The following is a 515-nucleotide window of genomic DNA, read 5'->3' on the forward strand; positions in this document are numbered from 1 at the left end:
TTCCGAGCGAAACCCGGGTTGCAGCCACGCCCGAGACAGTTAAGAAACTTATCGCCCAAGGCCATGGGGTGCGGGTGCAAACGGGCGCTGGCGTGGCCGCCAGCGTCACCGACGTCGCCTACCAGGCCGCCGGTGCCGAGATCAGCGATGCCGCGGGCGCCTTCGGTGCCGACATCGTGCTCAAGGTGCGCAGCCCCGACGACCGCGAGATCGCGCTCATGAAACCGGGCACCGTCGTCATCGGCATGCTCAACCCCTTCGATGCCGCCGGCCTGCAGCGCCTGGCGACAGCAGGGCTCACCGCCTTCGCGCTCGAGGCCGCCCCGCGCACCACGCGCGCGCAGAGCATGGACGTGCTGTCGTCGCAGGCCAACATCGCCGGCTACAAGGCCGTCATGATCGCCGCCGACAAGTACCAGCGCTTCTTTCCCATGCTCATGACCGCCGCGGGCACCGTSAAGGCSGCCCGGGTCGTCATCCTCGGYGTCGGCGTKGCCGGCCTGCAGGCCATCGCC

At 69.5% G+C, this 515-nt stretch carries 1 pseudogene; it reads left to right on the forward strand.

The window, feature by feature from the left end:
* A pseudogene (locus ACXJ3V_RS20805) lies at nucleotides 1-515 on the forward strand (Re/Si-specific NAD(P)(+) transhydrogenase subunit alpha); the annotation flags it as partial.

It is taken from the genome of Microbacterium sp. P5_E9 (genome assembly GCF_054049175.1).